This window comes from Arthrobacter sp. SPT-J7 (assembly GCF_059089965.1).
In genome coordinates this window covers 119,872-143,889 of the sequence record NZ_JBNHFF010000001.1, presented here as the reverse complement: position 1 = coordinate 143,889, position 24,018 = coordinate 119,872, and the positions used below count along the sequence as shown (strand labels likewise).

General features: G+C 64.1%; 26 protein-coding genes. 9 read left to right on the top strand and 17 right to left on the bottom strand.

Annotation, left to right across the window (positions count from 1 at the left end):
- Positions 1–96: 96 nt before the first annotated feature.
- The 8 genes from AC5RWX_RS00660 to AC5RWX_RS00625 all read right to left on the bottom strand — a co-directional run bounded on the left by AC5RWX_RS00660 (position 97) and on the right by AC5RWX_RS00625 (position 5,995).
- Entirely contained in the window at positions 97–522 is a 426-nt protein-coding gene (locus tag AC5RWX_RS00660) for a hypothetical protein (protein ID WP_494096833.1), read from the bottom strand.
- Positions 519–992 carry a riboflavin kinase gene (locus AC5RWX_RS00655; RefSeq protein ID WP_494096832.1) on the bottom strand — a complete coding sequence of 158 codons (474 nt, stop codon included), beginning with the start codon at positions 990–992 and terminating at the stop codon, positions 519–521. The genes AC5RWX_RS00660 and AC5RWX_RS00655 overlap by 4 nt, the downstream gene beginning before the upstream one ends.
- A 5-nt stretch (positions 993–997) precedes the next feature.
- Positions 998–1,531 (bottom strand): NUDIX domain-containing protein, encoded by a 534-nt coding sequence (locus AC5RWX_RS00650; protein WP_494096831.1) that lies wholly within the window; start codon positions 1,529–1,531, stop codon positions 998–1,000.
- A gap of 274 nt (positions 1,532–1,805) precedes the next feature.
- The gene (locus AC5RWX_RS00645) at positions 1,806–2,354 is read right to left on the bottom strand and encodes a flavin reductase family protein (RefSeq protein WP_494096830.1); all 549 of its coding nucleotides are present in this window, start codon (positions 2,352–2,354) and stop codon (positions 1,806–1,808) included.
- A gap of 11 nt (positions 2,355–2,365) precedes the next feature.
- Positions 2,366–3,292: an SDR family NAD(P)-dependent oxidoreductase gene (locus tag AC5RWX_RS00640; RefSeq protein WP_494096829.1), complete on the bottom strand. Its 927-nt coding sequence runs from the start codon at positions 3,290–3,292 to the stop codon at positions 2,366–2,368.
- Positions 3,292–4,245: an isocitrate lyase/PEP mutase family protein gene (locus tag AC5RWX_RS00635; protein ID WP_494096828.1), complete on the bottom strand. Its 954-nt coding sequence runs from the start codon at positions 4,243–4,245 to the stop codon at positions 3,292–3,294. The genes AC5RWX_RS00640 and AC5RWX_RS00635 overlap by 1 nt, the downstream gene beginning before the upstream one ends.
- Positions 4,242–4,763, bottom strand: coding sequence for a cupin domain-containing protein (locus tag AC5RWX_RS00630; RefSeq protein ID WP_494096827.1), 522 nt, complete (start codon positions 4,761–4,763; stop codon positions 4,242–4,244). Before AC5RWX_RS00630 ends, AC5RWX_RS00635 begins: the two co-directional genes overlap by 4 nt.
- Positions 4,764–4,798: 35 nt before the next feature.
- The gene (locus AC5RWX_RS00625) at positions 4,799–5,995 is read right to left on the bottom strand and encodes an LLM class flavin-dependent oxidoreductase (RefSeq protein WP_494096826.1); all 1,197 of its coding nucleotides are present in this window, start codon (positions 5,993–5,995) and stop codon (positions 4,799–4,801) included.
- A 393-nt stretch (positions 5,996–6,388) separates the two neighbouring features.
- Between AC5RWX_RS00625 and AC5RWX_RS00620 the strand changes: the two genes are divergently transcribed.
- Positions 6,389–7,495, top strand: coding sequence for a helix-turn-helix domain-containing protein (locus tag AC5RWX_RS00620; RefSeq protein WP_494096825.1), 1,107 nt, complete (start codon positions 6,389–6,391; stop codon positions 7,493–7,495).
- 152 nt (positions 7,496–7,647) lie between these two features.
- On the opposite strand, the gene AC5RWX_RS00615 is transcribed toward AC5RWX_RS00620, so the two are convergent.
- Complete coding sequence (locus AC5RWX_RS00615) at positions 7,648–8,199, bottom strand: TetR/AcrR family transcriptional regulator C-terminal domain-containing protein (protein ID WP_494096824.1); 552 nt, start codon at positions 8,197–8,199, stop codon at positions 7,648–7,650.
- 74 nt (positions 8,200–8,273) lie between these two features.
- Between AC5RWX_RS00615 and bioB the strand changes: the two genes are divergently transcribed.
- Genes bioB through bioD form a run of 5 tightly spaced genes read left to right on the top strand, consistent with a single transcriptional unit; the run spans position 8,274 to position 13,788 of the window.
- Positions 8,274–9,350 (top strand): biotin synthase BioB, encoded by a 1,077-nt coding sequence (gene bioB / locus AC5RWX_RS00610; RefSeq protein ID WP_494096823.1) that lies wholly within the window; start codon positions 8,274–8,276, stop codon positions 9,348–9,350.
- On the top strand, positions 9,343–10,698 hold the full coding sequence (locus AC5RWX_RS00605) for an adenosylmethionine--8-amino-7-oxononanoate transaminase (protein ID WP_494096822.1): 1,356 nt from the start codon (positions 9,343–9,345) through the stop codon (positions 10,696–10,698). Before bioB ends, AC5RWX_RS00605 begins: the two co-directional genes overlap by 8 nt.
- Positions 10,698–11,894, top strand: a complete 1,197-nt coding sequence (locus AC5RWX_RS00600; RefSeq protein ID WP_494096821.1) for an 8-amino-7-oxononanoate synthase — start codon at positions 10,698–10,700, stop codon at positions 11,892–11,894. The genes AC5RWX_RS00605 and AC5RWX_RS00600 overlap by 1 nt, the downstream gene beginning before the upstream one ends.
- Positions 11,891–13,012, top strand: a complete 1,122-nt coding sequence (locus AC5RWX_RS00595; RefSeq protein WP_494096820.1) for a cytochrome P450 — start codon at positions 11,891–11,893, stop codon at positions 13,010–13,012. Before AC5RWX_RS00600 ends, AC5RWX_RS00595 begins: the two co-directional genes overlap by 4 nt.
- Positions 13,012–13,788, top strand: coding sequence for a dethiobiotin synthase (bioD, locus tag AC5RWX_RS00590; RefSeq protein ID WP_494096819.1), 777 nt, complete (start codon positions 13,012–13,014; stop codon positions 13,786–13,788). Before AC5RWX_RS00595 ends, bioD begins: the two co-directional genes overlap by 1 nt.
- Before the next feature lie 530 nt (positions 13,789–14,318).
- On the opposite strand, the gene AC5RWX_RS00585 is transcribed toward bioD, so the two are convergent.
- The 6 genes from AC5RWX_RS00585 to AC5RWX_RS00560 all read right to left on the bottom strand — a co-directional run bounded on the left by AC5RWX_RS00585 (position 14,319) and on the right by AC5RWX_RS00560 (position 19,981).
- Positions 14,319–14,492: a hypothetical protein gene (locus AC5RWX_RS00585; protein WP_494096818.1), complete on the bottom strand. Its 174-nt coding sequence runs from the start codon at positions 14,490–14,492 to the stop codon at positions 14,319–14,321.
- A gap of 401 nt (positions 14,493–14,893) precedes the next feature.
- Positions 14,894–15,829: an SDR family NAD(P)-dependent oxidoreductase gene (locus AC5RWX_RS00580; RefSeq protein WP_494096817.1), complete on the bottom strand. Its 936-nt coding sequence runs from the start codon at positions 15,827–15,829 to the stop codon at positions 14,894–14,896.
- Positions 15,830–16,211: 382 nt separating this feature from the next.
- Complete coding sequence (locus AC5RWX_RS00575) at positions 16,212–17,165, bottom strand: isocitrate lyase/PEP mutase family protein (protein ID WP_494096816.1); 954 nt, start codon at positions 17,163–17,165, stop codon at positions 16,212–16,214.
- 105 nt (positions 17,166–17,270) lie between these two features.
- Positions 17,271–17,780 (bottom strand): cupin domain-containing protein, encoded by a 510-nt coding sequence (locus AC5RWX_RS00570; RefSeq protein WP_494096815.1) that lies wholly within the window; start codon positions 17,778–17,780, stop codon positions 17,271–17,273.
- A gap of 216 nt (positions 17,781–17,996) precedes the next feature.
- Complete coding sequence (locus AC5RWX_RS00565) at positions 17,997–19,211, bottom strand: LLM class flavin-dependent oxidoreductase (RefSeq protein WP_494096814.1); 1,215 nt, start codon at positions 19,209–19,211, stop codon at positions 17,997–17,999.
- A gap of 191 nt (positions 19,212–19,402) precedes the next feature.
- Positions 19,403–19,981 carry a flavin reductase family protein gene (locus tag AC5RWX_RS00560; protein WP_494096813.1) on the bottom strand — a complete coding sequence of 193 codons (579 nt, stop codon included), beginning with the start codon at positions 19,979–19,981 and terminating at the stop codon, positions 19,403–19,405.
- Between the two features lie 448 nt (positions 19,982–20,429).
- Between AC5RWX_RS00560 and AC5RWX_RS00555 the strand changes: the two genes are divergently transcribed.
- From AC5RWX_RS00555 to AC5RWX_RS00545, 3 genes are all read left to right on the top strand, one after another.
- Positions 20,430–21,449 carry an AraC family transcriptional regulator gene (locus tag AC5RWX_RS00555; protein ID WP_494096812.1) on the top strand — a complete coding sequence of 340 codons (1,020 nt, stop codon included), beginning with the start codon at positions 20,430–20,432 and terminating at the stop codon, positions 21,447–21,449.
- A gap of 84 nt (positions 21,450–21,533) precedes the next feature.
- On the top strand, positions 21,534–21,662 hold the full coding sequence (locus AC5RWX_RS00550) for a hypothetical protein (RefSeq protein ID WP_494096811.1): 129 nt from the start codon (positions 21,534–21,536) through the stop codon (positions 21,660–21,662).
- A 343-nt stretch (positions 21,663–22,005) separates the two neighbouring features.
- Positions 22,006–22,182: a hypothetical protein gene (locus AC5RWX_RS00545; protein WP_494096810.1), complete on the top strand. Its 177-nt coding sequence runs from the start codon at positions 22,006–22,008 to the stop codon at positions 22,180–22,182.
- A 146-nt stretch (positions 22,183–22,328) separates the two neighbouring features.
- On the opposite strand, the gene AC5RWX_RS00540 is transcribed toward AC5RWX_RS00545, so the two are convergent.
- Complete coding sequence (locus tag AC5RWX_RS00540) at positions 22,329–22,496, bottom strand: hypothetical protein (protein WP_494096809.1); 168 nt, start codon at positions 22,494–22,496, stop codon at positions 22,329–22,331.
- A gap of 460 nt (positions 22,497–22,956) precedes the next feature.
- Positions 22,957–23,877, bottom strand: coding sequence for an SDR family NAD(P)-dependent oxidoreductase (locus AC5RWX_RS00535; RefSeq protein WP_494096808.1), 921 nt, complete (start codon positions 23,875–23,877; stop codon positions 22,957–22,959).
- Positions 23,878–24,018 lie beyond the last annotated feature (141 nt).

Genomic DNA, 24,018 nt, shown 5'->3' with positions numbered 1-24,018 from the left:
GGTGCTGGCGCGCTTTCGGATATCGTCGGAATCCTTGGGATTCACCGGCACAGTTGCCTGTTGAAGGGCTCAGTTGTCTGGCTTGGGGTGTTTTGCTTATGCGTTGCGCGTGGATACGGCTCTGAAGATCTGGTTCGTAGTCATCCGGTAGCGGAGGCCGTCGGGCAGTTCCTGGGGTGTAACCCACACCTGGTGTCCCCGGGACGCTTCAAACATTTGGCGCGGACCGTTGGCGTCCGCGGCGATCCAGAGCACGGAAGAGTCAGGCATGGCGTCTTCGACGAAGCCAGTTCTGATGACTTGGCCGTCGTGCCGGATTTCTACCAGTGCGTTGATCAGCAGGCTCCAAGCTCCGTGTTTGCTGGGCGTTGCCCGGTTGAGTGTCAAGTGGCTTGCAGGGGCTTGGGCAGCAGCGGCTGCCCCCGTTTGGGCCGCCAGCCGCCACTGCCGGCGGGTAAGAGGTGCGGCCGTGAACCGTCGGTCCAATGCGGCGCCTTCGGATTGCCGCCTGTGATCTCTCACGACCAAAATTCCTCGCCAGCACCCAGGGCCCAGGATCGCGCCCTGGCCACGTCGTCCCTGATCTGGGTTACAAGTTCATCGGTTCCGTGGAATCTGCGCTGGGGGCGTATATAAACGTGCAGACTCACCACAACGATGCGACCGTACAAGTCACCGGTGTAGTCCAGAAGGTGAGCTTCCAGCAGGCGCGTTCCTTTGCGGTAATACGTCGGGCGGCGCCCCACCGAGACAGCGGCAGCATATGTCTCGCCCAGCCCTTCCGGCCCAAGGCAGACAGTGCCCGCCCAGACACCGTCCCGGATCTTCGCGTTCGGCACGGCAATGTTGGCCGTGGGATAACCAAGCTCCCGGCCGCGGGCATCACCGTGCTCCACTGCGCCTTCAAGCCGGACGGCGCCGCCGATTTGAGGCACAACGACGGCGCCCGGCAGTGGGTGACTACCGCCGGAAGAGGCGCTCACTTCGGTCATGGCTTTCATTGACTCACTCGCTGATCTAGCTGTTTTATGTTGGTCCGTGGCTGTGGTGCCGGGACGGCAGCGGGGTAATGGCCGGTTGCGTCGAGCACTTCGTCCAGCCAGGAGACCCGATTAGTAAAGCGCTTTGCCTTGTGCGGGGCAGTCCACCGGTATGAATCGTGTTCCCAGTTTGTTCGTAATCGTCTGCGGGAGGTCAGGGCAGTAAAGGTGTGAATTAGCCAGCGAGCTCCCGAGTCATCGGTGACCACCAGAACCGGTCCCTGCCGGAGGTCAAGGAGGTCTTTGGCCTGCAGCCCGGTTTCTTCAAATAACTCTTCAAGAGCCTGCTGTTCGGGCGTTGCCCCGGCTTCCACAAATCCCGTGATGCAGTGCCAAAGGCCACTGTCGTGCCCAACCTGACGGCTCCTTCTGAACAAGGCAATCCTGCCCCGCCATTGGACGACGGCAGCGATGACGACGTGGGCCGCAGGGATGCCATTTGCAGCGTCAGAGGAACACCTGACGCCAAGGGACCGATTGATCGTGCTCATTTCCTCTCCTCACACTGGGAACGCTGCCTTGGCGGTAAACCGGGCAGGCGTTCGGTCGGCCGAGGGTACAAGGCTGGCCCTTGGCATTGCCGATCGCGCCCGAGGCCTGAGCGGTCGAGGCCACTCACACTTTCGCAAGTGCGCTCCGCCCTTTTCTTGAGCGAGAAGGGCGGAGCCGCACCCTCGAACGCGCGAGCTCTCTTACTCGGCCAGGCGTCCACCGTCGACGACCAGCTCGCTGCCGGTTATGTAGGAAGCCTCGTCGGATGCGAGGTTACGCGGCGCGGGCTGAAGGAGGATCCGCGAGCTCGCGGAACGTTGAACCGTGCCAGACGAGCGGCTCGTTCTCACCGGCACCGAGCCGGTGCGCTTCGAGCAGTACCATCCAGTGATCGCCGGCTTCCGAGACCGAGGAGATCGAGCAGTCGAGCCACAGTGCCGCCCCGTCGATGAAGACAGCTCCGTCGTCGCTGGCCTCGATGGCGACGTGCTCGAACCGCGCGGCGCGATTCTTGCTGGCGAGCTGTCGTGTGAGCCCGCCCTGCCCCTTCCCGAAGATCGAGACGCCGAGGCGGCTGGCCTTTGAGATCTGGTCCCACGTCTCGGACGTCTTCTGCACCGCGACCGCGACGAGGCACGGTTCCAGGGACACACCGACCATGAAGGAGGAGGCGACGAGGGCGTGCTTCACGCCGTCGATATCGGCTGCCAGCGCCGCGACGCCTGAGGGGAACTGCGCGAACGTTTGACGCACGATCATCGGATCGTCATCGAAACCGCACAGCCTGTTCTGAATCATGACCAGTCCTTCCTTCTCTGCCACAGACATCGCGGTCACCTCGACACGTCCGCTGCGTCGGCGGGGAGCACCGCGTCGAGCTCGGGCGCCAGGTACACCATCTGGTCGCGGAACGACTCGCTCGCGTTGCGGAACTGACGCAGTTCGCCGTCCTTCATGAGCGCCTCCCCGCTGTCGGCCCAAGCCTCTGGCGTGGGCACCTCGACCTTCATCCGCGGCATTCCAGCGATTGCCACGCGGCCGGCTGCGACTCCCGCGATCTCGAACGTCTCGCCGTACACTGTGGTGTCCTGATGAGCCAGCCAGGTCACGAAGGCGGATACAGCGCTGGGCGGAACCGTCTCGCGCATGGCGTCTTGGATGACCGGGTTCGGGAACGCGTCCTCGGTCATCGGCGTCCACGCAACCGGCATCAGCGTGGTGACCTGGACCCCGACCTCCCGCGCCTCGGCTGCGAGGCTGATGCTCAGCCCCCAGATCGCGGCCTTCGCAGCGTTGTAGGCTGTGTCGGTCGGCACTCCCATGACCCCGTTCGAGGAGATGTTGATCAGGCGGCCGCTGCCCGAGGCGATCAAGTGCGGCATCGCGGCGCGCGAGACCCCGACGACGCCCTTCACTGCGACGTCGAAGATCCGCCACCATGTGTCGGAGTCCATCTCCCAGAAGCGGCCGAAGGCGTTGATGCCGGCGTTGTTGACGACGATGTCCAGCTGCCCGAACGCATCGAGCGCCGTCTGGACGATGTCGTATGATCCGGTGACGACGTTATGGGTGTCCACCACCGCGGTGCCGCCTGCCTCGGTGATCTCGGTTACCGCCTCGGCAGCATTGGCCGCGTTGAGGTCGTTGACGACCACGCGTGCGCCGCGGGAGGCAAGCATCTTGGCGTGCTCGCGCCCCATCCCCTGCCCTGCGCCGGTGACGATCGCCACCCGTCCATTGAAATCAAGCTGTTCGCTCATTAGTAGCTCCGTTCTCCTGCGTGGAGGTTATTTTCGTAGTCGCGCTGGGAGTCCTGCGGAAGGAACTTCTCTTCCGTCTCGCGGACGTAGTCGGTCGAGGGTCGCCCGAACATCGCGCCCCAGCCGATGCCGTCGGTGTCCTCGGTCATGCGGTCGATGTACTCGGCGATCGGCGTCGCTTCGCCGGCTTCCTTCACCTGCATGAGCAGTCGCCACACCTCATTGATCCCGGGCAGCACGAAGGGCACGGGCTGGATGGCTTGACCGATGGCGGTCATTTCGGCGACGCTCTTGCGCCCGATCATCGGAACTCCGATGGCGTATCCGGGCCCGGGAGTCTCCTTCAGCGCGAGTTCTGCCTGCTCCCACGTGTGGAAGCCCTCGAAGAAGATTACGTCGGCGCCGGTCTCGGCCTTGTAGAGCTGTGCGCGGCGGATCGCCTCGTCGACTCCGCCGCCGGCCGCGCCGTATCCGTCGGTGCGCGCGACGATCACGAAGTCTGCGCCGTACTTGTCTCGTGCGTCGACCGCGGCATTGAGGCGTCCGACCGCCTCGGCGTCGGAGACCAGCTCGATTCCCGCGACACCGCCTGACTTTTTAGGCTCGCGCTGATCCTCGATATGGATGCCGCCGACGCCGGCGTCGATGAACTCCATGACGGTGCGCTGCACGTTGATCGGCGCGCCGAAGCCGGTGTCGGCGTCGCAGTAAATGGGGATGTCGACAGCGCGGGCCGTGCGTTTGGCGTGTTCGACGACCTCGGTCAGCGTGAGCCAGCCTGTGTCGGAAACGCCCTGCCACCAGGCGGACATGCCGCCCGAGAGTTGGAACGCGTCGAAACCGGCGTGCTGCGCCATTTGCGCGTGGATCGGCAGGGCTCCGAACGGCATCAGCGCCGTCTTTTTGCTCTCGAAGACCGCCCGCAGCGCCTTGCCGGGTGACGTCGGGCTCACGACGTGCCCTCCGGGGTGTTGAAGCCGACCGTTACAACGATGTAGACGCAGTCCTCGTCGTACGGGTTTTTCCAGGCGTGGGGGACGCCCGCCATTACCAGGAGGTCGCCTGGCACGAGCGTGCGCTTCTTGCCTCCCGGGAGTACCAGGTCGACCTTGCCCGAAATCACGACCTCGTAGTCAATCGTGTCGCTCGCGTGCATGCCGGCGTCGCCGTCGTCCTCCGTGGCGGTCATGCTCTCGTCGAGGGTCGAGGCGTCCACCTCGCCGGAGGAGTGCGCGGGGAAGCTGCTGATACCGAAGGTGGATCCGTTGGGTCCTGCCAGCGCTACCTTGCTCGGCGGGGCGCCGAAGTTTTCCTTGCTGTGCCCGCCCTCGACGGCCCAGTAGAACGCGCCTGCGGACACGCCGGGGAAGTCGAACTCGGCGGCAGGGCCGGGCTCAATGAAGTCGACTTCGCCCGACTCGGTCGTGCCCGCCACGACGAGACGGAACTTCTTGGGGTCAGGAAATGTCATCTCATGCCTCTCTTGTTCTGAGTAGTCGACCGTCGTCAGGCGCGCAGGCCGGCTTCGCGCATCAGCGGGAAGATCTGCTCGTTCATCCGGTCCAGGCCCTCGTCGTAGTCGACGAGTCCGGTGCAGACGCCGGTGATGCCCGAGTCCTGCAGCTTCTGCAGACCCTCGACGATCATCTCTGGCGTGCCGACGAGCGGAACAAGACCCGCGCGGAAGAACGTCTTGATCGTCTCGTCCTGCTTCGGGTCCTCGGACTTCTTGTAGTTGTCCCAGCTCCAGCCGCGTGAGTCGCCGTTCATGATGATGTGCTTGTACTTGAGCGCTGCCTCATAGTCACCGTTCTCCTCGACGTACTCGAGGTACTGGCGCGCCTCCTTCTCGGTGTCCTTACAGATGATGTGCACGCCCGACCACAGCCCGAGGTCCTCGCGGCCCGCCGCGTTGGCATTCGCCCGCAGCTTGGGCGTGACCTCGGCACTGTGCGCAACACTCGTGATCGCCGCGAAGAGGATGTTTGCATGCTTGAACGCGAACTGCTGGCCGGCGGGGCTCGAGCCCGCGCTCATCACCATGGGACCCGGCGTCTGCACCGGCTTCGGGTGCGACTGCGCACCCTCCAGTTGGAAGAATTCACCGTCGAAGTCGAACTCGATCTCGTCGTTCGACCAGAGCCGCTCAACGATCGTCATCCACTCGTCGGCGAGCTCGTAGCGCACGTCGTGCTCGGGCACCGGAACGCCGAACATGGCGTACTCGGGCTTGAAATAGCCCGCCGTCGCGTTCAGGCCCATCCGGCCGCCGCTGATGTGGTCGACCGTCGCCATCATCTTCGCAGCCATGATCGGGTGGATAAACGGGATGAGGCAGGTAGCGAAGATCTGAATGTTCTTCGTCGCCGCCGCCAGCCCAGCCGCCCAAGTGAACGTCTCGAACTGGCGACCCCAAGGACCTTCAGGGCCCGTGAGTCCCATCCACCGCGCGATCGGGATGAATCCGTCCACGCCGTAACGGTCTGCCTTCTGCGCAAGCTGCTCGACCTCGGCCCAGTTTCCCAGCTTGATCGTGTTCTCGGCCAGGTTCAGCCCTCCCTGGCCCGTCGTCACGTTCGCCCCGAAAACCGCGACCTTGAACGCGTTATCGCCGCCGATCATCGGGCTCTGATCGCGTTCGACGGTGTGATCGGCGATGAAGTCACGCTGTGCTGTTGTTGTCGTGGTTGCCATGTCGGTCATTGGTGTACTCCCATTCATTGCGTCGGTGAGTGCCTTCGAGCGCGCTGGAGGTGGGCGTGCGATAGCACGACCGCATCGATTTGCCGGATCCGAGGTTCTCGGGACAAGCCAAATCGACGCGGGACCTGCCAGTGGAGTCGACCCGTGGTCGGAGCTCTTCGACTCTCCTGTGATGCGCCAGCGCCTCTGCTTGCGGCGGTTCATGTCAATGCTATGAGCCAAATCACTGCACTGGTCCGGTAAAGTACGCCAACTAACCGGAAATCTACGCCACAAGGTAAAATCGCGATCTGGAGCACGCCACCATGCTTGCGGCAATCACACACCCTGCAACGGGTCGCCCCATAACGTTGCATCACCGTGGCGATAACCCTGACGACGAGGAGTGAAGCGATGAAGTTGAACTCTTACCAGAACCTGCGCGTGCAGAACTTCAGCGTCCACAACCTGCGCGATCTGCTCCGGGATGCTGGTCTGGACTGGCGTGCCGCGCTAGCACGCGCCGACATCGCGCCCTACGCCGTCGACCGACCGGGAGGCACCATTCCCGCCAAGAAGGAGCTGGCATTCCAGCAGCAGTTCGTGGCGCTCACGCACGATCGTGTTGATCTCTGGATCCGAGCCGCGCGGGCGTACACAACGAGTACGACCGGTGCCCGCGGAATGGCCCTCGCAACAGCGCCGACCGTCGCAGCATGGCTGGAGGCCGCCACCCCGCTGGACTACACACCGGGACTCCTGCAGATCATCCCTCTGCGGACACCGGAAGGGGCAATCACCGGAATGGAATACTCCTACCCCGAGACCCCGGAAGACCTCATACCGTTCAGCGTCTACCGCGAGCTCTGTGTCACCTCACGCTCCCTTGACTGGCTGTATGGCGAACCATTCCCCTTCACACGGGTTGAATTCCCCCTCGCGGAAATCTCCCCAGAGGCCACAACGTACGTTTCCTGCGATGTCGACTGCGGCTCCGAGGCATTACGCCTGTGGTGGGATCCCGCGATGTCGACCTATGAACTCCCCTACGGAAACGCTTTCCAGCACGCGGCCTGGGTGCGGGCCGACAACGAGGTGCTCGATTCGTTCCGCGCCACGGGAGACTGGCCCGCCACCGTCGCACAAGCCATCAAGGCCGCGCCCAAACTCAACCGGAAGCTGGCTAACGCGGCCGCGGCGCTGCGGGTATCCCCACGAACCCTTCAGCGCAAGCTGGAGCAAACTGGCCATGACTTCGTCCAGGTTCGGGATGAGACCTTGAATGAACTCGCCTCCGACATGCTCTCGAATACGAGTCACTCCATCGCACAGATCTCCCGCACGCTGGGCTACACCGACCCTGACAGCTTCACGGTGGCGTTCAAACGATGGACCGGTGTGCCTCCGTCGAGGTTTCGAGAAGCTGCCCGTGGCGAGGGTGACGTGAACCTCGAGGACCGAACGGCGCACCAACCCGTGACGAACGTCCCGGGTTCTCAACGGAAGCGCAACGCCTTCTAGATTCTGGCAGGTTTTTGATAGTCAGAAACTCCTCGCATACGCGGTACTCCACCGCCATACCATTCGCCCACCTCCGGACCACTTTGACTACCCCCTATCTTGGAGGTGGATAACCGCCGGCATGACGAGGCGTACACCGCGGCTGGAGCGACTTATAGGCCCAGTCCCCGGAGGATGGTGTCCACACCGAAGTCGAATGCTTCGTCCGCCGGTAGTTCCTGGAAGCCGGAAGGCACCAGGCGGGCGCCGGCGAGCTCAGCCCGTGTCTGTTGCTCGGCGACCGCCCCCAGGATGAAGTGCATTAGTGTTCGGGCTCCCCAGCCTGCGTGCTCCGCCGGCAGGCCGCAGTCTGACAGCAGCGCTTCGAGCAGCCGCAAGGGCTCCAGGGACTGCGGGTCCAGTGCTTGGGTGAGGGAGACGACGTCGGCGCCATCCCGCACTGACAGCAGTGCCACCCGGATGTCCTTTGCCAGACGCCGTGCATCGGCGGCCCCACCGCCGGCGGAAGCATCCACGGCGACCGGCGCCAGGATCCGTTCGGCAAGTATCCCGAGCAGCTCCTGTTTGTTCTTCACATGCCAGTAGAGGGCGCCCGGCTGCACCCCCAAGTCTCGGGCCAGCCGCCGCATGGACAGGTCGGCCAGGCCGTAGCTGCGCAGGATCTCCAGGCCGGTGTCGATGATCTGTTGCCGAGATAACGCCATGCAAGCTCCTTAACGTTCGCACCTGGCTCCGGCTCACTATTGACAACCGGCAGGGGGATGCCGACTATTGAACGGTGTTCAATTCATTCAACGATATAGCGGACCGACTGCTGGCTGGCGGTCGCGCAAGCCGGGCAGACGCACTTTCCGTCCTGCACTCTACCAACGACCAGCTGATGGACCTCGTTGCCGCCGCAGGCCGGCTGCGGCGCGCGCACTTCGGGAACACCGTCAAGGTGAACTATCTGGTGAACCTCAAGTCCGGCCTGTGCCCGGAGGACTGCACCTACTGTTCGCAGCGGCTGGGATCGGCCGCGGAAATCCTTAAGTACACCTGGCTCAAGCCGGAGGAGACGGTGCGGCAGGCCGCGCTGGGTATCGGCGGTGGAGCCTCGCGGGTCTGCCTGGTCGCCAGCGGCAAGGGCCCCACCGACCGCGACGTGGAGCGGGTGGCCGGCGCAGTAGAGCGGCTCAAGGACGAGCATCCGCGGGTCGAGGTGTGCGCTTGCCTGGGCATCCTCAAGGACGGCCAAGCGGACCGACTTAAGGCCGCCGGCGTCGACGCCTACAACCACAACCTCAACACCAGCGAATCCAACTACCGCGATATCTGCACCACCCACGAATACGCCGATCGAGTGCGCACCGTCGAGTACGCCAAGAGCGCCGGCCTCTCCCCCTGTTCCGGACTGATCGTGGGCATGGGCGAGACGGACGAGGAGCTGGTGGACGCGGTCTTCGCGCTGCGCGAGCTGGACAGCGACTCCATTCCGGTGAACTTCCTGATGCCGTTCGAGGGCACCCCGTTGGAGGGCACCTGGCTGCTCACCCCGGCCCAGTGCCTGCGCATCCTGGCCATGGTGCGCTTCGTCTGCCCGGACAAGGAACTGCGGATGGCGGGCGGCCGCGAGATGCATCTGAGGTCCCTGCAGCCGCTGGCGCTGCAGGTGGCAAACTCCCTCTTCCTGGGTGACTACCTGACCAGCGAAGGCCAGTCCGCCGAGGCGGACCTGGCCATGATCACCGACGCCGGTTTCGTGGTTTTGGGGGCGGACGACGCCGGTGCTGGCGCCGATGCTGATCCTGCCCTCGCCGGTGGGATTGCCATCCGGCGCCGCGGCGCCGGAACGGAGCTGGCGCCCAATGCCTAGTACAGCGGGCCTGCCGTCGGTGGCAACAGCAACCGCCACCTTGGCTGCCCGCGACCGGGGCCTGCTCTGGCACCCCTACGCCCCGCTGGACGGACCGTCCCCCTACGCCGTCACAGGCGCGTCGGGGGTGCGCCTGGAGCTGGAGGCCTCGGACAGCGCGCGCTTCGAGGCCATCGACGCAATGAGTTCCTGGTGGTGTGCCATCCACGGCTACCGCAACCCGGTCCTGGACGAGGCCGTGCGGCAGCAGACCGGGCGGTTCAGCCACGTGATGTTCGGCGGCCTGACCCACGAACCGGCCGTGCAATTGGCCGAGACACTGGTCCGGCTGGCCCCGGAGCCGCTGCAGCACGTCTTCTTCGCCGACTCCGGATCGGTCTCCGTAGAGGTGGCACTAAAGCTGGCCGTCCAGTACCAGGCCGCCGCGGGCAGGCCGGAGCGGCAGCAGTTCCTGGCCCTGCGCGGCGGTTACCACGGGGACACCTTCGCCGCGATGAGCGTCTGCGATCCGGTGGACGGCATGCATGCCGCCTTCCCGGGGCTGGTGCCGCGGCAGCACTTCCTGCCCAAACCTCCGGCTGCCCGGCTTGCCGACGACGGAAGTCTAATCTCCGATGCAGCCGAAGTCGCGGCTTGGACAGCGCTGCTGGAGGAGACGGTTGAACGGCACCACCGCGAACTCGCCGGGATCATCGTGGAACCCGTACTGCAGGGAGCCGGTGGGATGCACATCTACGCCCCGGAGTGCCTGCGCGCCCTGCGCCGGATCGCGGATCAGTACAACCTGCTACTGATCTTCGACGAGATCGCCACCGGCTTCGGCCGCACCGGGAAGCTGTTCGCCGCCGAATGGGCCGGGGTGGCCCCGGATGTGATGTGCGTGGGCAAGGCCCTGACCGGCGGCTACCTCACGCTCGCCGCGGTGCTGTGCTCCGCCGACGTGGCCGCTGCCATCACGGCATCCGCATTCCGGGCACTGCTGCACGGGCCCACCTTCATGGCCAATCCGCTGGCCTGCGCGGCGGCCAATGCCTCCTTGGGCCTGCTCGAGTCCAGCAACTGGCAACGGCAGGTGGACCGGGTCGGCCGCGGGCTGGCCGGGGCGCTGGCACCGGCCAGCGTCCTGGCATCGGTCCGGAACGTGCGCACCCTCGGTGCCGTCGGCGTCGTCCAGCTGAACTGTCCGGTAGACATTCCCGCCGTCACGCGGGCAGCGCTGGAACATGGTGTGTGGGTCCGGCCCTTCCGCGATCTGGTCTACACCATGCCCCCCTACCTGGCCGAAGACGACGACGTCGCAGCCATCGGCGCAGCCCTCACCGCCGCCATCGCACAGGTGCACGGCTGATGGGTGCCATGCAGGACTGGCTGGCGGACCGGGAGCGGGTGCGCACCAGCCGGGGACTGGTCCGCCGGACCGCGGTGCGGGCAGATGTTGCCGGCGGACAACTGCCCGCCGGGCACCTGCTGGACTTGGCCTCCAACGACTACCTCGGCCTGTCCACGGACCCGCGGCTGAAGGCCGCCGCAATTGACGCGCTCCAGCGCTGCGGAACCGGCGCGCGGGCCTCCCGCGTCGTGACCGGAACCCAGTCCGTCCACCTGGAGCTGGAGGAACGGCTCTGCGCGCTGACCGGCCAGCCAGCGGCACTGGTCTTCTCCAGCGGCTACACCGCCAACCTCGGGATCCTCACCGCACTGGGCGGACCCGGCACACTGATCATCAGCGATGAGCACATCCACGCCTCGCTCGTGGACGCCGCCCGGCTCGCACGCTCACCGGTGGAAATCTGTCCGCACTCGGACCTGGCCGCACTGGAACGGCTGCTGGCCGGACGCACCCAGCCGCGCGCCGTCGTCGTACTGGAATCGATCTACTCGGTGCTGGGAGACGCCGCTCCCCTGGCCGAGGCTGCCGCCCTGGCGGCACGGTACGACGCATTGCTGGTGGTGGATGAGGCGCACGGCCTGGGCATAGCCGGGAATGGACGCGGACTGGTCCACGCCGCGGGACTGGCCGGGAAGGAACATGTGGTGCTCACCGCCACCCTGTCCAAGTCCCTGGGTGCCCAGGGCGGGGCGGTGCTGGGGCCGGCCCTGCTGCGCGAGCACCTGGTCAACACCGCCCGCCCGTTCATTTTCGACACCGGGCTCGCCCCGGCCGCTGCGGCCGCTGCTGCCGAGGCCTGCCGGATCATCCTGGCCGAACCGGGACTGCCTGCAGCAGTCGCCCGCAACGCCACAGCCATTGCGCAGGCGTGCGGGATCGAGCGTTCCGCGGGAGCGGTCCAGTCTGTTCCGGTCGGCCGGCCCGGGCCGGCGCTGCGGATCGCCACGCGGCTGGAGGCGGCAGGCGTGCTGGTGGGCTGTTTCCGTCCACCGAGCGTGCCGGACGGCATTTCACGGCTGCGACTGACGGCCCGGGCGGACCTGACAGCGGAGCAGACACGGCGCGCCGCCGAGCTCGTGGCTGATGCGGTCCGGGCAGAACAGTCACTACGGGCTGAACACCCAGTCCAAGCAGAACAGGCGGTACAGGCATGAATTTTCACGTCGTTAAGGATCCGGATCAGGTCCGTGAGGTCCTGCGCCGGACGGACGTCTTTGTGCCCACGAACGCCCTGACAGCCGTCGTGCCGCTGGGTCCGGCTGCGTTGAGGATCCTCAGCCGCGCGCGCTTCGCCCTGCCGCCAGTGCTGGCCTCCGCCACCGGCGAGGACCACCGCAGCGTGCGGAAGCTGGTAGCCGGGTTCTTCTCCCCCGCCAAAGTAGCAGCACTGGGACCGAGGATCCGCGAACTGGCGCGCCAACGGGCAGAGGTGGCCGCCGCCGGGCTGGCGCACGGGACGGTGGACCTGGCCGATCTGGTGGCCAAACACGTCCCGCCGGTGATCATGCAGGAGTTGATTGGCCTCAACTGCCCGGACCTGGACGAGTTGAAACGCTGGAGCCGCGACTCCCTGGAGCTGTTTTGGGGCTGGCCGGACGCACAGCGCCAGGTCGAACTGGCCGCCGGCGCCGCCGACTTCTACCGCTGGCTGCGCGCCGAAGTCGAGGCGAGCCGAAACACGGATTCGCTGTTCGGAGTGCTGCACCGGGCGGGGGTGGATGCCGCCCGGATCTGTTCCCTGGGCTACTTCCTGGTCATTGCCGGGCAGGAAACCACCTCCCAGCTGATCGCCACCACGCTGTACCGCTCACTGGAGGACCCGCAGCTGTGGCGGCGCCTCGCGTCCGGCGACGGGGAAGCCGGGCCGATGGTGCGCCGGGTGCTGGCAACCGAATCCTCCGTATTCACCTGGCGCCGGGCAGCGGCCCAGGACACCCAGCTGGACGGACATGAACTGCCCGCAGGAGCGGAAATCCTGCTGGAGCTCAGCGGCCACCATCCACCGAATGCGGGCCCCAACGCGTATTCGCTGGCCTTCGGTTACGGCCTGCACCGCTGCCTCGGCGCCCGGTTGGCGGAGCTGGAGACGGCACTGGTGCTGGAGGAGACCGCCCGCGCCCTGCCGGAGATCGCCCTCACAGGTCCGGAACCGGGCTGGCTCCGGCTGTTGTCCTTCCAGGCACCGCTGACGGTGACCGTCGCCGGCGCCGGCAATGGAGCCGGAACGGGAACCGCCGCCGGATCCCAGCCAGCCATGGCGGGACGGCCCTGATGCCTGCTTCCCTTGACGCAGGAACACCCGCACCTCCCCGGGTCCTGGTGGTGACCGGCACAGACACCGGGGTGGGCAAGACCATAACGACGGCGGCGTTGGCCGCCGCCCTCACCTCGCCGGCATGGGGCAGCCGGACGGTGGCCGCCTATAAGCCGGTCCAGACCGGCGTCGAGGAAGGTGAACCCGGCGACTCGGACGAAGTGCGGCGCCTGGCCGGCCTGGCGTCGGTTTCCGACGGCGCCCGGCTGCGGGCGCCGATGGCCCCTGCGGCGGCCGCCGATCTGGAGGACACCCGGCTGCCGCACCTGGCCGTACACATGGAACGGGTCAGGAAACTGGCCGCAGCGAACGATCACGTCCTGGTTGAAGGCGCCGGCGGTTTGCTGGTCGAACTGGACTCGGCCGGGCACACGCTGGCGGACCTTGCGGCGGCCCTTAGCGGCGGGGCCGGCACCCGGTCCGATCCGCGCGCCCTGACCGTAGGCGTCATCGTCGTCGCGCGCAGCGGCCTGGGAACCCTCAGTCACTGCATGCTCACACTGGAGGCGCTGGGCCATCGGGGGCTGGCGGTAAGCGGCGTAGTGATCGGAGCCTGGCCGCAGCAGCCCGACGTGATTGAGGCCAGCAATTTCGAATACCTGCGCGGCCTGTCCACACCGCTGGCCGGTGCGATCCCGGCCGGTGCCGCCGCCATGGATCCCCGCCGGTTCCGGTCCCTGGCCCCGCAGTGGCTCGACGGGCTGGTCTCCGTCCTAGACCGCTCCTCCCCGTGACTCCCCAGCGAATCATGAGGACCGAGAAATTCAACCCCGCTCACGGCGACGCCCTCACCGCTCCCGCGTATCGGGACGACGAACATTCGCAGCGATCGTCTCCAACCCGTATTCAGTTGAACAAACGTCCCACAAGCCGGCCCCACCGCGACAAAAATGAGCGAGGGCTTATGCAAGTGCCTGAATAACGCCGGTGCGTCGTGTTCCGACTGCATCCGGGTTTAATACTGTCTCTTTTGAGCATTCTTCATTGCGACACCTGACCGGACATACTCACGGTTATTGGCGTCGAACAACGGAGACTGCAATGAACGCAAAACCTTCCGGCACCCCACGCGATTAACCGGTTTCGCAGTCGGGATTTAGGCGGTCATGGGATCGGATCCTCGCCTCCCAGCGAAACAAACGGAAGCACCAACCCCTGAGAGTTCTGCAGGAAGTGCTGGCGCTTTCCGATATCTTCAGAACCTTTGGGATTCACACGCACAGCTGCCTGTTGAAGGTTCAGCTGTCTGGCTTGGGGTGGTTGCTTATGCGTTGCGCGAGGACGCGGCCCTGAAGATCTGGTTCGTAGTCATCCGGTAGCGGAGGCCGTCGGGCAGTTCCTGCGGCGTGACCCACACCTGGTGTCCCTGGGACGCTTCAAACATTTGGCGCGGGCCGTTGGCGTCCGCGGCGATCCAGAGCACGGAAGAGTCAGGCATGGCGTCTTCGACGAAGCCAGTTCTGATGACTTGGCCGTCGTGCCGGATTTCTACCAGTGCGTTGATCAGCAGGCTCCAAGCTCCGTGTTTGCTGGGCGTAGCTGGTTCCGTGCCAAATGGCTCACGGGGGCTTGGGCGGCAGCGGCTGCGCCCGTTTGGGCCGGCAGCCGCCACTGCCGGCGGGTAAGAGGTGCGGCCGTGAACCGCTGGTCCGATGCGGCGCCTTCGGATTGTCGCCTGTGATCTCTCACGACCAAAATTCCTCGCCAGCACCCAGGGCCCAGGAACGCGCGCTGTCCACGTCGTCCCTGACCTGGGTTACCAGTTCATCGGTTCCGTGGAACCTGCGCCTGTCCATGAGTTCGGTTATGACATTTCTTCCTTCATTGGAGTATGCGTGCCTATTTGGTCGACAGGTCCGCCGCGTCGGCGGGGATCTCCGACTCCATCTCGGGAGCGAGGAAAACGAGCTGCTCGCGGAAGGATTCGCTCGCGCTGCGCAGCGGGGAGAGCGCACCCTCCTGCATGAGGGTCTCCGCGTTCTCCGCCCAGACTTCGGGGGTCGTGCCGGGCACCGTGATGCGCGGCATCGCGGTGATTACCGTTCTCGCTGCAGAGACACCACCGATCTCGAACGCCTCTCCGTACACCGTGGTGTCCTGGTGCGCCAGCCAGGTGGCGAACGCAGCGACCGCGGCGGCAGGGAACTTCTCCCGCATCACCTTTTGGATGGCGGGGTTGGGGAAGGCGTCTTCAGTCATCGGTGTCCAGGCGACGGGCAGAATGGTCGAGATTTGCACACCGGCCTGGCGGCCCTCGGGGATGAGAGCGTTCCCGAAGCCCCAGATTGCCGCCTTCGCGGCGCTGTAGGCCGTGTCGTGCGGCGCACCCATCAGCGCGTTCGACGACACGTTGATGAGCCGACCGGTGCCTGAGGCGATCAGGTGTGGCATCGCGGCGCGTGAAACCTCGACCAGGCCGCGGAAGCTCGTGTTGAACACGCGCCACCACACCTCACTGTCCATCTCCCAGAACAGGCCGAACCGGTTGATCCCGGCATTGTTGATCACGATATCGAGACCACCGAAGCTGTCGATTGCCGTCTGCACTAGATGGGCGGCTCCTTCGACGATGTCGTGGCTGTCGACGACCGCGGAGCCGCCGGCGTCACTGATCAGTGTCACCGTCTCACCGGCGCGCTCGGCGTTAATGTCGTTGACCACGACCCGCGCGCCTCGGGAGGAGAGCATGAGGGCGTGCTCGCGGCCCATGCCTTGTCCTGCTCCGGTGACAATTGCAACTCGTCCGCCAAAGTCGAGCTCATTCATTTCAGCCATTTCCTGCACCTTCTTCGAGTTAGGGGCCGTCGGATTGAATCCAGGGCCAGTGGTTTTACAGTGTGTCGTTCCGTACCAAGACTTTGGGGTGCCGTTGAGTGGAACCATCGAGGTCATACCTGCATGGCTCACTCCACGGCACCCTGACGCTCTCAGCCGCAGGGATACTCGTGGCTGCTGGTTCTCAAGAACGGACTGAAGCCATGGTGGACAGCTAATCTGAAGTTCGCTGGCCCCTCTGCGTCGGGCACCGCTTCTGGCTGAGATCAACAACTTCGATCTCAGCCAGAAGCTCGGCACGGACGAAGAATGCACGTTTTCCGCCGCTGCCACGATGTTCGCAGCACCGCCACTGCTTAGGCGTTCAACTGCTCACCACACGCTAGGCGTTGAGGTTGTTGACGTAGTCGGGTCGCACTTCAGCCGGAACGTACTTTTCATCCATCTTGCGCACATCCTCCAGCGAGGGTCGCACGATCCCCTGGCCCCAGCCGATGTTGTATTCGGTGCCGTGCGTTTCATTCATCTTGTCCATGTACTGGGCGAAGGGAGTGGCGTCGCCAGCTTCCCTGGCGTCCAGGAGCAGGCGCCATACTTCATGGATGCCGGGCAAAACAAACGGCAGCACATCGATGGCCTGGCCCATGGCGGTCAACTCAGCGAGAGTCTTGCGCCCAAGTTGATCGACCATCGGGGCGACGTAGTTTGCACCCGGAGTTTCCTTCAGCACGATTTCGGCCTGTTCCCACGTGTGGAGTCCCTCGTAGAAGATGACGTCGACTCCCGTCTCGGCACGGTAGAGCTGCCCGCGGCGAATGGCTTCGTCAACGCCTCCGCCTGCGGCACCGTATCCGTCGGTGCGGGCGACGATGACGAAGTCGGGGTCCAGCCGGTCCCGGGCGTCCACGGCGGCGTTCAGCCTTCCGATTGCTTCTGCGTCGGATACCAGTTCAATTCCGGCCACGCCACCAGACTTTTTCGGATTGCGCTGATCTTCGATATGGATGCCGGCTACGCCGGCGTCGATGAACTCGGCGACGGTGCGCTGGACGTTGACAGGCCCACCGTAGCCCGTGTCTGCGTCGCAGTAGACGGGGATATCGACCCCTCGTGCAACGCGCCTTGCGTGCGCCACGACCTCGGTCTGGGTCAGCCAGCCGACATCGGAGACACCTTCAGCCCACCACGCCGACATGCCGCCAGAGAGCTGAAACGCTTCAAACCCGGCGTGCTGAGCCATCTGAGCGTGGATCGGCAGCGTGCCAAACGGCATGATGAAGGTCTCGGGCCGCTCGAAAATTGCGCGCAGCGCCTTACCTGGGGAACTCAGACTCATGATGCACTGCCTTCCGTGATGCGGTGGTATTTGAACTCGGACATGATGTCTCCTACTTCTTGATGCTTTGCCTGAAAGGGCGGGTTGTTGCGGATCGGCGCTGAGCTATTTGTTGTTGTAGCCGATCGTCACCACGGCATAGACGCAGTCCTCGTCGTAGGGGTTCTTCCAGGCGTGAGGTACGCCGGCCATGACGAGCAGGTCGCCCGGTACGAGCGTGCGCTTCTTTCCGCCGGGGAGTTCGAGATCGACCTTGCCTGAGAGCACGACCTCGTAATCGACAGTGTCGCTCGCATGCATGGCGGGGTCGCCGCCGTGCCCGGTTTCAAAAGTGGGATCGATCTCTTCGATGCTGATGCCTTTGCCGGCCGAACGCGCCGGGAAGCTGTTGACCCCGAAGGTCGAACCGTTGGGCCCCGCCAGTTGCACAGTGCTGGGAGGACGCCCGATGTTCTCTCTGCTGTGTCCACCCTCGATGGCCCAGTAGAAAGCTCCGACGGCAACGTCCGGCACGTCGATAGTTGCCGGGTCGCCGACTTCGAGGAAATCGGTCTCTCCTGAGTCGGTGGTGCCTGCAACTACCAGCCGAAATTTTCGTGGGTCCGGAAAGGTCATCTTGTGCTCCTCAGTTGTGGATGATCGCTTGATTTTTTGTTCGACGCGCTGTCGTTCGAGGCTCGCTGAGCTTGGAATGGTGGTGAGCGTCAGGGTCTGAAGTGCCCGGCTCGGCTGCCTACTGCCGTCGGCGACGGGGCAGTGCAGCCGAGCCGGAGGGGGTCGCGCTTCCGGTCGCCGCGGCCAGTGGCGGCTGGATCAGCACGAAGTCCTGTGTCAGGCGCGAAGTCCGGCGCTGCGCATCAGCGGGAAGATTTGCTCGTTCAGGCGGTCCAGGCCCTCGTCGTAGTCGACCATCCCGATGCAGGTACCCGCGATACCTGCGTCGGAGAGCTTCTGGAGCCCATCGACGATCATCTCCGGCGTGCCTACCAGCGGAACAAGACCAGCTCTCAGGTAGGCCCGGACAGCTCCGTCCTTCTTGAAGTCCTCGGACCGCTTGTAGTCATCCCAGTTCATGCTGCGGGCGTCGCCGGATTCAACGATTGCCTGATAGCGTGCGGCGCTTTCCCAGTCTCCCTTTTCCTCTTCGACGTACTTGACGTAGTCCTGCGCTTCCTTCTCGGTGTCTTTGCACACGATATGGACGCCTGCCCACAGATTAAGATCCGGCCTGCCTGCCTCGTCTGCGTTCTTCCGGAGTTTGGAAACGGCCTGCTTACTCTGGTCAACGCCGGCGACCTGGGCAAACAGGATATTGGCGTGGTCGAACGCGAATTTCTGGCCTGCCGGACTCGAGCCGGCGCTCATCACCACGGGTCCGGGCGTTTGAACGGGCTTGGGGTACGCCTGCGCGCCCTCAAGCTTGAAGAAGTCGCCTTCGAAGTCGAACTCGTACTCATCACCCTCGTCGGACCAGAGTCGCTTGACGATCGTCATCCACTCGTCCGCCAACTCGTATCGCTTGTCGTGCTCGGGCAGGTCGAGTCCGAACATCTTGTACTCCGGCTGGTGGTAGCCAGCGACGGCGTTCAAGCCCATGCGGCCTCCGCTGATGTGATCGATCGTCGCACTCATTTTCGCCGCCATGAGCGGATGGAAGAACGGCATGTGGCAGGTGGCAAAAACCTGGATGTTCTGCGTTGCTGCCGCCACTCCGGCCGCCCACGTGAGCGTCTCGTGCTGCCTGCCCCAGGGCCGGTCGGGGCCCGAAAGCCCCTGCCAGCGGGCGATCGGGATAAACCCCTCGACGCCATACCTGTCCGCTTTTTGAGCAAGGCCCTGAACCTCGTCCCAGTTGCCGAGCTTGATGGTGTTCTCGGCCAGCGTGAGGCCGCCCTGTCCGGTAGACACGTTCGCCCCGAACATGGCCATCTTGAACTTGTTCGGGCCGTCCATTATCGGCCGTTGGGCACGTTCAACTGTGTGATCAGCGACGAAGTCACGTTCAACGGTGCGGTCAGTGACGACGTTGGGCGATGTAATGGTCATGATTGTCAGTCATCCTTTCGTAGAGATGCAGAGGGGTTGGTTTTGTTCAGTGCCAGTTTTCTACGGACCTATGATTGGGTGCCGAAGAGCACCGGTCTCAGGCCCGGGTCAAGGGACAGGCATTCGAAGAGTTGGCAGAGGGCAGCACGCGTATCCGACTGCCGTTGATGCTTTGCCTTCACCGGCGTCGTTTAGAGTCGCGATGCATCTCCGAGAGCGTGCCAGGACCGGTTGTGGTAAACCAGTGGCCTTCCGGGCACCCCGTCACCGGACAAACCCGGCGACGCTTCAAGCGCCTCAACGGCTACGATGGCCGATCCGCCGGCAGCCATAGAGTTCACGATCCTGCCCCTGATCCAGGCCTGGGCCATGGGAAAGTAGGGTTCTCCGGTCTCAAGCCGCGACCACTGGGAGGGGTCCGCAAACCGGTCGATTCCGCTGGTCGCACAGAGTTTTGCAATGTGCACTTCATCCGCACTGAGCAGGTGCACAACGACCGTGTCTGCACTGCGAATGGTCGGCGTGCTGGACGAGAACTCAGAGACTGAGAAGGCCAGAATATTGGGTTCCACGCTGGCCGAAATCACAGAGGTTGCGGTCAGGCCGACCGGCCCGTCGCCGGCATCGGCTGTGATGACAGCGACTCCGCCTGGATGGTTGCGGAATGCGGACTTGAATTCTTCTGCCGTAATCGCAGGCCTGTCCATTTCCGCGAATCGAGTTCCCCCTCGAGCGGTGCGGGCGGCCGAGGCACTGCTGCTAATGCTCACTGGATCTCCTGTCATGTAGTTGCGCCGGCTTCAGTGCCGACCCATTGAGCACCAACTCTAGGAACAAACGTGATCTCAACGACACAGTAAAGTGGGCCAATAGCATTGAAAAGGAGGCCAGCGTGCTCGGTTCTTGCCGCAGAGGGCGCGAATGGGAAGCTTCCAACGGATCCGCATGCCTGCTCATCCTTCAACGCGGCAGCGTTCCCGGAACCGGACGACCCAAAAAAGACGGCAAAACGCGATCCGGGACCGTTCCTCCCGACATTCGGGCGGACACGCCATGGGCAGGAACGGCACCCAAACCTGGCTTCACCGGGACCGCCGGCCGGCTCCGCCGAGCAGGAGGACACGGCTAACATGGGAGCTCTGAACAATCCGGAGGGCCTCCATACCTCGGCGGCGAAAGATGGCAGCGGTGAGATTAAGCTCGTATCAGAATCTGAGGGTGCCGAACTTCTTTGTGCATGAACTGCGCGGACTGCTCGACGATGCGGATCTCGATTGGCGAACTGCACTCGCAAATGCGGAAATTGACCCTCGCGCGGTCGACCGCCCGGGAGGCACTATTCCTGCAAGGAAGGAGCTGGCCTTTCAGCTTCAGTTCGTCGCACTCACAAGAAGTCGTGTCGATCTTTGGATGAAGGCCGCGCAAGCCTACACACTGGGCTCCTTCGGCATTCGCGGATTGGCCTTCGTAACCGCACCGACCGTTGCCGCGTGGGTAGAAGTGGGCAGCGATGCAACAGACTACGCCCCTGCCCTCATGGAAATTACGCCTCTCCGGACATCGGATGGCACGGTTACCGGGGTGGAGTACACCTATCCCGGTGCCCCGGAAGAACTGATCCCGTTCAGCGTCTATCGCGATCTTTGTTCCAGCTCCCAAACTCTCACCTGGCTGTACGGCCGCCCTTTCCCCTTCACCCGGGTCGAATTTCCTCTGGCAGAAGCCTCCCCCGAGCTTTCGACGTACGTTCCCTGCGACATCGACTGCGGCTCCGAAACCCTGCGGCTATGGTGGGACCCGGCAACATCAGCACACGAGCTCCCCTTCGGTAACGCCTTCCAGCACGCGGCATGGGTCAAAGCGGATACCCAGATTCTCGAGACCCTCAGGACGACCGGCGACTGGCCCGACACCGTCTCAAAGACCATCAGAGCCGCCCCCGAACTCAACCGCAAACTGGCAAATGTGGCCGCAGCGCTGCGGGTTTCGCCTCGCACTCTGCGACGCAAGCTCGAACTCGCGGGGAAAGAATTCGCCCAGATTCGGGACGATACTCTGAGCGACCTCGCCACCCATTTACTCTCGAATACAGATCACTCTGTATCGCGAATATCCCGCATGTTGGGCTACACAGACCCAGCCAGCTTCACAATCGCCTTTAAACGCTGGAGAGGGATGCCACCAACAGCCTTCAGGGAGGCTTCCCACTACAGAAACAAGCTCAACTCCGATGCCTAGGACTGCCCGGCCCACGCCCGACCGTGCACAGGCCAGACGAGTGAGCTAGCACTACCTCGGCGATCGTGTATCTGTGATTGGACGATGTTCTCGTCCAATTCCCGGCTAAAGAAGATTGCCTACGGCTTCCTCCCCAGGCTTATCGGCTTCACCGTAAATCTCCTGGTGCGCAACCTCGTGGACGAAACCGCCGAAAGAAGGCTCGGCCCGTAACTGACAACAATGTGAACCCCCGCCCCGCCGACTGGCCGCCGATGCCAACAAGAGCGAAAAATATCGGCGCTTATGCCCTTCTTCGTGTGCCCCATAAGCGGGTCCTTCAGCGCACCACTCCCCCGGCAAATCCCACAGTTAATAAGGAGCGGGTTTCAGCGCTCCTCGAATTCGCGTAAACCCCGCCCGCAAAGGGGCCCGGTTAAGGTGCCCCAACCGCGGCAGATACGAATCGCTCTCAGCAGACAGGGCGACTGATCACAGACCGAAGTCACGGCCCTAGGGGATTCGTCCCCCACGAACCGGGGCCGGCCCCGGTTGAGACCGACATGTTCGTTATCGAGTGCGGGGCAACATCGAGCAGAACGCCATCGTCGCGGAGTTCGTGCGTACCCTGAAGTCCTTCGAAGGGGCTGCTGTTCATGACGACGAACGGCTGACCAGATCGACGAGGCGATCATCTCCCGCTGCACGGCCCAGCTATAAGGTGCCGAGCCGGGACGATGCCCGGCGCATCTGACAGTGTGCGGGCGCTGGTGCTTTCCAGCGGGCCGGGCCGGGTCTCCTGAGCGGGGCGGGGGTCTCGTCGACGCGAAATCAATGGGTGCTAGGTTCAAGCCATGACACAGGTTCAGCCCCGAACAACCCAGACAGTAGAGATCCGCGTTACGCGCGTGCCCGGCCCCCCGGCTCGCCCCTGAGGACTTCGCCCGGCGCTTCCTCGCCCTCTGTACTGCGCTCGGCATCGACGCGGCGCTCACCGATGATGGGAGGGGCGTAGAGTTCGGCGGCGACGGACTGGAGCAAGTCGGCCCGGAGGACGTGCTCTCGCAAGGGCTCTCAGACCTCATCCAAGCCCGCTTCGATATCTAGTTAGGGCCGTTTGACGGTTCCACCGTTCAAATGATGGATCTGCAAGCGACTTCTGAAAGACGACGCCTGCGAGATGCCTAGTTGGAGTACACCTCAACCTGACGTCAGATGAGTGCCCTGAATCCCGTCAGGGTAAAGCCCCATCTCCCATTCTGACACCGTGCAACCGCAGTCTTAGACCTCATTCTGACAAGATTTGAGCTCCCGACAGCAATCTTCTCTGGCTTTGGCCTCAGCAGTGATGCAACGGCATATTCACGGTCATCGGCAGTTCACGAGTACCTGTCGTGATGCGCTGCCCCACTGCGAGCTAGCGCTCGACTAAATGTTCGCTGGTCGTCCCGTGTTCGCATGCCGGCATCGGCGGGCGGCCGGCAGCCGTTGGGCTGTCGGCCGCCCGCGGTTGTATCGGGGTTAGCGGTTAGGCGCCGAGGTCCGCGGTGTTTATGTTCTTGAAGGCCTCCGCGACGGCGGGGTTCGCCGCAACCATCTCGTCGGTGAATTGTTCGCCGGTTATCCGGTACTGCGTCAATTGGTCGGAGTCTGCCTTGAGCTGGTCCGTGACATCGACCCATCCTTCGGGGGTGTTCTCCGTGGACTGCACGCGTGGCAGACCTGCGAGAACCATCCGGCCGGCGCGGCCGCCGCTGACTTGGAACATGTCACCGTGCACCGTGGTGTCCTGGTGTGAGAGGTAGGCGACAAAGTTCGCAACGTGCTCCGGGCCGAGCCCGTCGCGGAGGGTGCTGATGATCGTCGGATCGCTGTAGGCGCTCTCAGTCATCGGGGTCCAGGCGGTGGGCATTAGCGTACTCACCTGCACGCCAACGCGGTCGCCCTCCATGGCAAGGGTGTTCCCAAGCGCCCAGATCGCGCCCTTGGCAGCACCGTAGGCGGAGGCTCCCGGGTTGGCCAGGACACCGCTGGAGGAGACCAGGATCAGGCGGCCCGAACCGGACTTCACCAGGTGCGGCCAGGCGACACGAGAGAGTTCGGCCGTGCCGCGGAAGGACACATCGAACACCTGCCAGAACTCCTCCGAGGACTGCTCGCCGAACAGGCCGACACGAATGATCCCGGCGTTATTGACTACGATGTCGAGCTGTCCGTAGACATCGATGGCCGTCTGCACGATCGCGGGGGCCTCGGTGGCGACATCGTGCACGTCGACGACGGCAGTTCCGCCGGCGTCGACGATTTCCTTCACGACCTGCTCGGCGTTCGCCTGGGAGACGTCGTTCACGACGACGCGGGCACCCCTTGATGCCAACGTGCCTGCGTGTAGCTTGCCCATGCCCTGACCGGCACCGGTTACAATCGCGACTCGGTTTTCAAATTTCAACAAGCGAATTATCTCCTTATTTATGAACCCGAAGGTTCGCCCTGATACATATCCCTAATCCGCGCGGTCGCCTACTTGCCGGACACCAGCTTGCGGAGTCGGCGCGGACTGCCAAAACCGGGGTGCGACATCGGCCCAATT

Bases quoted from the DNA above. Each gene is read 5' to 3' on its own strand.
- AC5RWX_RS00655 (WP_494096832.1), bottom strand. From the start codon at position 992: ATGACCGAAGTGAGCGCCTCTTCCGGCGGTAGTCACCCACTGCCGGGC.
- AC5RWX_RS00650 (WP_494096831.1), bottom strand. From the start codon at position 1,531: ATGAGCACGATCAATCGGTCCCTTGGCGTCAGGTGTTCCTCTGACGCT.
- AC5RWX_RS00640 (WP_494096829.1), bottom strand. From the start codon at position 3,292: ATGAGCGAACAGCTTGATTTCAATGGACGGGTGGCGATCGTCACCGGC.
- AC5RWX_RS00630 (WP_494096827.1), bottom strand. From the start codon at position 4,763: ATGACATTTCCTGACCCCAAGAAGTTCCGTCTCGTCGTGGCGGGCACG.
- AC5RWX_RS00625 (WP_494096826.1), bottom strand. From the start codon at position 5,995: ATGACCGACATGGCAACCACGACAACAACAGCACAGCGTGACTTCATC.
- AC5RWX_RS00620 (WP_494096825.1), top strand. From the start codon at position 6,389: ATGAAGTTGAACTCTTACCAGAACCTGCGCGTGCAGAACTTCAGCGTC.
- AC5RWX_RS00615 (WP_494096824.1), bottom strand. From the start codon at position 8,199: ATGGCGTTATCTCGGCAACAGATCATCGACACCGGCCTGGAGATCCTG.
- AC5RWX_RS00605 (WP_494096822.1), top strand. From the start codon at position 9,343: ATGCCTAGTACAGCGGGCCTGCCGTCGGTGGCAACAGCAACCGCCACC.
- AC5RWX_RS00600 (WP_494096821.1), top strand. From the start codon at position 10,698: ATGGGTGCCATGCAGGACTGGCTGGCGGACCGGGAGCGGGTGCGCACC.
- AC5RWX_RS00595 (WP_494096820.1), top strand. From the start codon at position 11,891: ATGAATTTTCACGTCGTTAAGGATCCGGATCAGGTCCGTGAGGTCCTG.
- bioD (WP_494096819.1), top strand. From the start codon at position 13,012: ATGCCTGCTTCCCTTGACGCAGGAACACCCGCACCTCCCCGGGTCCTG.
- AC5RWX_RS00585 (WP_494096818.1), bottom strand. From the start codon at position 14,492: ATGCCTGACTCTTCCGTGCTCTGGATCGCCGCGGACGCCAACGGCCCG.
- AC5RWX_RS00580 (WP_494096817.1), bottom strand. From the start codon at position 15,829: ATGGCTGAAATGAATGAGCTCGACTTTGGCGGACGAGTTGCAATTGTC.
- AC5RWX_RS00575 (WP_494096816.1), bottom strand. From the start codon at position 17,165: ATGAGTCTGAGTTCCCCAGGTAAGGCGCTGCGCGCAATTTTCGAGCGG.
- AC5RWX_RS00570 (WP_494096815.1), bottom strand. From the start codon at position 17,780: ATGACCTTTCCGGACCCACGAAAATTTCGGCTGGTAGTTGCAGGCACC.
- AC5RWX_RS00565 (WP_494096814.1), bottom strand. From the start codon at position 19,211: ATGACCATTACATCGCCCAACGTCGTCACTGACCGCACCGTTGAACGT.
- AC5RWX_RS00550 (WP_494096811.1), top strand. From the start codon at position 21,534: ATGTTCTCGTCCAATTCCCGGCTAAAGAAGATTGCCTACGGCTTCCTC.